Origin of the sequence: Candidatus Aegiribacteria sp. (assembly GCA_021108435.1) — a bacterium.
In the GTDB taxonomy this organism is placed as follows: domain Bacteria; phylum Fermentibacterota; class Fermentibacteria; order Fermentibacterales; family JCC-6; genus Aegiribacteria.
The window spans coordinates 22,870-29,231 of record JAIOQY010000071.1; the positions used below are offsets into that span (position 1 = coordinate 22,870).

At 49.0% G+C, this 6,362-nt stretch carries 5 protein-coding genes; 2 read left to right on the forward strand and 3 right to left on the reverse strand.

Annotated features, from left to right (window positions below):
* The first annotated feature begins 67 nt into the window (after positions 1 to 67).
* Entirely contained in the window at positions 68 to 688 is a 621-nt protein-coding gene (locus tag K8R76_04305) for a hypothetical protein (GenBank protein MCD4847394.1), read from the forward strand.
* A 115-nt stretch (positions 689 to 803) separates the two neighbouring features.
* Positions 804 to 2,483 carry a T9SS type A sorting domain-containing protein gene (locus tag K8R76_04310; GenBank protein ID MCD4847395.1) on the forward strand — a complete coding sequence of 560 codons (1,680 nt, stop codon included), beginning with the start codon at positions 804 to 806 and terminating at the stop codon, positions 2,481 to 2,483.
* Positions 2,484 to 2,717: 234 nt separating this feature from the next.
* Here the strand turns inward: K8R76_04310 and K8R76_04315 are convergent, their stop codons facing one another.
* The 3 genes from K8R76_04315 to K8R76_04325 all read right to left on the reverse strand — a co-directional run bounded on the left by K8R76_04315 (position 2,718) and on the right by K8R76_04325 (position 6,223).
* Positions 2,718 to 5,198, reverse strand: coding sequence for a prolyl oligopeptidase family serine peptidase (locus K8R76_04315; GenBank protein ID MCD4847396.1), 2,481 nt, complete (start codon positions 5,196 to 5,198; stop codon positions 2,718 to 2,720).
* 358 nt (positions 5,199 to 5,556) lie between these two features.
* Positions 5,557 to 5,943 (reverse strand): DUF86 domain-containing protein, encoded by a 387-nt coding sequence (locus K8R76_04320; GenBank protein MCD4847397.1) that lies wholly within the window; start codon positions 5,941 to 5,943, stop codon positions 5,557 to 5,559.
* Positions 5,936 to 6,223, reverse strand: coding sequence for a nucleotidyltransferase family protein (locus K8R76_04325; protein MCD4847398.1), 288 nt, complete (start codon positions 6,221 to 6,223; stop codon positions 5,936 to 5,938). Before K8R76_04325 ends, K8R76_04320 begins: the two co-directional genes overlap by 8 nt.
* Positions 6,224 to 6,362 lie beyond the last annotated feature (139 nt).

Here is a 6,362-nt window from a genome sequence, read left to right on the forward strand (position 1 = left end):
CCTTCGCCTGTTATACACCGGATTAATCAACTGAGGTGTTATGAAGGTAAATGGAAAGGAAAAGTTGATGAAAAGAATATATTTGAAAACATTCCTGATTACATTAGCTGCGTTCGGAGCAACTTATATGCTTCTGGTGTTTTCCTCCAGGATATCATTCGAATTTTATTCTGCCGTGGGAATCGTGTTTGCAGTTATGGCTCCCGGTACTCTTGTTCTTTCGGGATTAAGGAAATTCAGCGCTTTTACTCGAAACATGTTTGGGATAGTATCAGGACTGTTCCTCTGGGGATTCATTGGCGAATTCCTTGAAGTGAGAAGCCACCTGATAATTGCTGATTCAAGCTATCTGCCCATACTGCTTGTACTGGTTTCCATGCTTGCTGTAATACTCCTTCAGAGCGGCATACGAAAGTCATACGGTTTCGCTTTCGGGCATTTTGCCGGTATATGGGGGCTGCATATGTGGATGATCTATCAGTATGAGCATCTTTCAAGAACCCACTGGAGTACATATGTGTCGGCAGGCGCCGCGCTTATCCTTGGGATACTGGCAGTGTTTCTCACCGGAAAAACCAAGGGAACAAGCCGGAAGATGGCTCTGTCTCTTGCTTCTCTTCTTCTATTCTGGACAGTACTGGAGTACATATGGGGATGGAGGCTTTTGCCGGGACCATACTCTATCTGAACAAGTTCGTTTGAAAGAACTTGACTTATATCAGTTTTATGAAACATGCTAATCACAATGAAATCCTAAAAGCATGAAAGCATTGATCCATTGTACTATGAAAGGTAGTGGTAGTATGACCAGACAGCGATTCCTGATCACTATTCTGCTCGTTTTTGCTGTTCTGGCGAGCGAAACAGCCGCAACCGGTGATTTCAGCTATGATGTCCAGTACTATTCAGTGTATATTAAAAATATTACTCTGAACGCTGCTCAGACTCTCGACAAACAGGGGCTTACCGTTGAGTGGGCTCATGACGACAAGGCTATGTTCTATGTCAATGCTGAGCAGGAAGAACTGCTCAGATCCCTGGGTTATATCCCACTGAGAACCGAAGTGGACGAGCCGCTGATCCCATATCCAACTCTCACGGAGATATATGATTCGATTGACTCTGTCCTTACCGCACACCCTGATATATGCCGGGGAGTAACAATCGGAACTAGCGTACAGGGAAGACCGATCAGAGCCGTTGTTGTCTCTGACAATCCTGCAACCGAGGAGATTGAACCTGAACTTCGGATACATGGAGGAATTCACGGTAACGAACCGGCAGCCTCTACTACAACTCTCCACTATCTCGAAGTACTGACGGATGAGTATTTAACAAGCCCGATGTGCGAGTATATCGTTAATAATACCGAGACATGGATAGTTCCCGTGCTCAATCCTGATGGTTATGTCGCTGACAACAGGTACAACGCTAACGGCGTCGATCTGAACAGGAATCTTAGCTATATGTGGGTTCCCTGGTCTACTCACGGACCATATCCTTTTTCTGAACCTGAGACAGCAGCCCTTCGAGATATCACCATGCAGAGCTGGCCGGAGATAGAGAACTTTATTAATCCGTTCACAGCAGGACTCTCGCTACACACCGGTGGGAACTGTTTTAACTCACCATGGAACTACACTCAGAATCCTTTACCTGAGGATGTAAGCCTTATGTACGTTCAGGGTGATGACTACGCAAACAGTCCCGGGATTATCGCATTCTTTGGCAGTGGAGGCTATCTTGTCTACATTCCCGGCTCCAGCTGGTACCCGACTAACGGTGATGTGAACGATTGGAGCTATGGAGAGTGCGGAACCATCGATCATACCATAGAGGTTTATGAACTCCATCAGTATCCGGATTGGCCGGCATTATCCAACGCTCACTACATGGCGATTCTCAGCTTTTTCACTAACAGCACATACGGTATCTGGGGTACTGTGACCAACAACCTTGGAGCCCCTCTCGATGCACAAATCGTCATAGGTACAACCGACCTCTACGATTCGACCCCGCTGAGATTCTGCAGAACAGATGTAACACTCGGCGACTATCACAAAACGTTGCTTCCCGGAACATACGACGTCCAGGTGATAGCTGAAGGATTCCTGCCAGAAACAGTAACTGATGTTTCAGTGGGTTCGGAGGAAAGGGTTGAAGTCAGTTTCGTTCTTGATATGCTGGGCATCGAAGAAGGTGAAACGGGAGGTCAGAGCTTACTTGGAAACCTCTCTGTTTTCCCCAATCCGGTTTTTAATTCCTGTGAGATCAGGCTTCCTGTAACAGGAGTTGATGGAACTGTTAATATCTATTCTCTTACCGGCCACCTGGTGTACAGACTGGATGTATCCTCACGAGTAACATCCATAGATTGGGATTGTCGTGGAGAGAACAGAACAAAGGTTCCACCTGGGGTATATATCGTAAAATTCAGTTCTGGCGGGCTATCAATGACTGAGAGATTCATCATCAACAGGTAGAATTGATGATTAACCAGATATGGTATTTTAGAATCAGCCCGCTATCTCGAATGAGAGCATATCCTCTCTGCTGGAGCAGGAACATCCTTTGCACGAACCGGCCTGGTTATTAGTAAATGTTCCTATCTGGTAGAAGAGAGTGCTTACCACCCATGCAAGAATAAAGGTTCACCAAATACTGAGAACCCCAGTTTCTCATAGAAGCCCACAGCATCCTCCAACAGTCTTCCTTGTTCAAAAAATCAAGTCTTCATCATCCCCCTTCACATACTCGTCAAACCACCTGAGCTGTTCCCACAACACGTGTTCCAGGCTCTCCTGAGCCCGGTAGCTGTGGTCTTCGAATGGCAGCAGCACCAGTCGGGCTGTGCCGCCTGACCCGCGTACCGCTTCAAAAAAGACTTCGGACTGGAATGTAAGAGTCCCCGGGTTAGAGTCGTCATCACCATGGATTATCAGGATAGGTTCGTTGATCTGATCAGCAAAAAATGTTGGCGAGAGCTGGATATATGCATCCCTTGCCTCGTAGAGGGAACGGCGCTCGGCCTGGAAGCCGAAGGGCTGGTTGGTTTTGTTGTAAGAGCCGCTGCGTGCTATACCTGCCCGAAACAGATCAGTGTGTGCCAGTAGATTGGCAACCATCAGCGCACCGTGGCTGTGGCCCATGATACCAATCCTCTCCGGATCAGCAACTCCCATTTCAACAGCTTTGGCCACTGCAGCCTCGGCGTCGGCCACCAGCTGGGGCACGAATGTGTCGTATGTGGTTTCCGGATCACCCAGCATAGGCATGGCAGTCTGGTTCAGCACTGCATAGCCCCGCAGCAGGAAGTAAAGGTGTGAGGCACCGTAGATACGCATGAAGCGTTGGGTTGAACCTCTCACCTGCCCGGCCGTGGTTGCACCGGAGTACTCAAGCGGGTAAGCATCTACCACCGTGGGCAGTGGTGTGCCCTCCTCGTAACCTGGAGGTAGATACAGGTGGAAGCTCAGTGGCACACCGTCCTCGCGCTCGAAGTGAACGATACGCTGCTCGATCTCCCGCAGCTGTGGTGTTGGATCCTCGAACCGGGTAATCGGTTCCATGGAAAGTACTCTTGCAGCCTCCCCCCCGGAAGCTTCAATCTCTTCACCCAGCGTAGCCAGGTAATAGTTGGGCACATCCACGCTGGATTCGGAGCGCAATACAAAGCGGTTCTCAGACCCGGCAAATCCCTGGAAGTACTCGTATCGATCGGGATCGCAGCGGAACAGACGCTCGGTTTCACCGGTTTCCAGATTTCTCAGATCAAGGAAGGGCCTGTCGCCCTGATCAGTAGCACCTGTGCCGCTGAAGTAAACAGCGTCACCAGCCTGGCGCATCACCCTCTGGCCATTTGCCAACCTGCGGAAAACCGGATTACCGGGATCACCGTACCGGTCTCCAACATCACGGTCGTACCATAAGCGTGCTGAACCATCCTCTACATCGAGGAGCCAGACGTAAAACCAGCGACGCATGCGTTCATATTCACAGAGCATGAGTGTTCCACCCTGTTCACCCCAGGCCATCTGCCAGGGCAGGAGACGGTGCTCAGCACGAAAAACCTCTTCAGCCTGACCGTTATAGGGTGCACAGAGTCGCATGAGCCGATCGCGGTGAGGTACTTCAGCAACAGGATCGCCAGCGTCCAGAGCCTCTACCCAGTAAAGTTCATGCGGGGAAGTGGCACGCCATGAAACAGAGCGCGGTCCAACATTCACACCGTGAGCGGGAACGGCATCGGCCAGAGGAAGTGAGGCAATATTAGCCACAAGCTCGCCCTCTGTGCTCCACACCTCAATCTCTGAAGCAAATCGCCACCAGGCTACCTCGTGAGACCACGGGCCAACGATGTACTCCACAAGAATGTACTCGCCATCCGGGGAGAACTCGGCATTGCAGTAGTGTGCCCCGTCGCCAATAACGCTAACACTACCATTGAGCGGATCAACAATTACAAGCTCAGACTTGCAGTAGTAATCGAACAAAACATCATCGTATACGGTTTGAAGCAGGTTACGCGCCTCGTATGTGGATCGTGCCGCAGCACCTATCCCTTCTGCCACCTTCGGCCCTACCGGAATCGCCGGTGGCGAGGGTTCTGCCCCCCGCTCAGGGATACGGAGCACCAGCAGACGTTCCTGATCAGGCAGCCACTGAACAGCATTGCCAAGAAGTGGATTAAGAGCCACACCCTCTATTTCAGCCAGCTTTCCCCCCACCGAACCAACCCACAGCCCAAGGTGGTCGGAGTGCCCCACAGTAAGGGCAAAATGGTTACCGTCAACAGTAAATACTACGCCGTATACCTCGGCACCATCCGGTAAGTCCAGTGGAGTAACAGCACCACCATCAACCTGCACCAGGCGCGGAGAAGTACCCCCGTGACGACCATGTACGCAGTTCAGCGCAGGGTTGACCCTTATTCCGGCCAACTTATACATAGGAGCAGCAAGCTCAGCCAGAGAGGGATAAAGCGCAGGATCTGCCAGAAGCAGGTACTCCCCTGTTGGAGCGGTCCACACCCAGGGAAGCTGTGCTGCATACAGCACATCAAGTAAATCTTCAGGAGGAGACTGCCACGCAGTCACCAGTTCCATACCAGCATCGGACGCTACTGCACCCGGCACTAAAACAAAGGCTCCCAAAGTGGTTGCAAGCAAACCTGATAATGTCATGAAGTTTCTTTTCACTGATGACCTCCATATTCCAGTGCTGACGCGATTGTTTTCATGAAGCTTCGAATGACCGCTGCATCTCCTTAGACCAGGTAACATGTATAGTCGGCTCAAATTGATTGCTATATCATGTTTCCATTTCCAAGATCATAACAATACCCAAAACCCTGATATTCAATAATAAAAACGCTGCTGACATTATGTCTTCTTGAATAATAAATAAAAGGAATCTTTATTTCAAACCATTCCGGCAATTATCCCGAAACAGCATAATGGAGGATTTACATACACTGCAAGATGATCTGGAAATGAATAAGATTGAAACAATCTCAAAAGCGTACCGGATGAAAGTCACAGAATACTCGGGGCTTGATCAATTATTTAGTTTCTCTCTCAGTCTTACCAGAATGCCTTTGATTGCGCTTCTCAAATCGCTTATATGATCTTCGCAGATGTTATAGATAAGCTCAGCATCAAGATCGAAATAGTGGTGACTTAGAAAATCCCTTACTCCGATGGCGCCTTTCCAGTCGATTTCGGGATGCTCATTCATCAAGGATCTTCCACCATATTTCTCAAAGCGTTTAAGGTTCTCTCCAATGGTGATAAGCATGAGGGCGATTCCATCGAGCCTGTCAATTCCATCATCATCTTTGAGAAAATCACCGGGAATCTGAATACTGCTGAAGCGACGCTCAACTTTATTGATACTCTCCAGAATCTGTTCAGAAATGTCTTTCAGCAGTTCTAAATCAGACATACACCACCTCCCGCTCAATCCGCTTCTTCAGTAAAGCGTTCATAGAGGTTCTGTAACGCACCAGGTCAACGGGAGCATTAAGAGCTTCTTCAAGATACTCCTTAATATGAACCATTGCGTAAAGATCAGGCGGCATTTCGACTACAATATCAACATCACTGTTCTTTCCTGCTTCATTACGGGCTACTGAGCCGAACACCCCTAGACTTTCGATCCCAAAACGTTCCTTAAGAAAGGGGTTCAGTTTTCTCAACACAGTCAGGGTTTGTTCAAGACTCATTCTTCACCTCCGTTAGAAGAACAATCTGATTTCCCTGACTGCTGGTCAAGGGTTGGAATTTGAACCTAATAACGGAAAGTGCCCTCATCAGTGGGGTAGAACCGGATTTTCTTTTCTAAGTGCCGCAAGTGACGTCCGG

What these genes read in the sequence shown, in the direction of transcription:
- K8R76_04305 (MCD4847394.1), top strand. Translation starts at nt 68, where the DNA reads ATGAAAAGAATATATTTGAAAACATTCCTGATTACATTAGCTGCGTTC.
- K8R76_04310 (MCD4847395.1), top strand. Translation starts at nt 804, where the DNA reads ATGACCAGACAGCGATTCCTGATCACTATTCTGCTCGTTTTTGCTGTT.
- K8R76_04320 (MCD4847397.1), bottom strand. Translation starts at nt 5,943, where the DNA reads ATGTCTGATTTAGAACTGCTGAAAGACATTTCTGAACAGATTCTGGAG.
- K8R76_04325 (MCD4847398.1), bottom strand. Translation starts at nt 6,223, where the DNA reads ATGAGTCTTGAACAAACCCTGACTGTGTTGAGAAAACTGAACCCCTTT.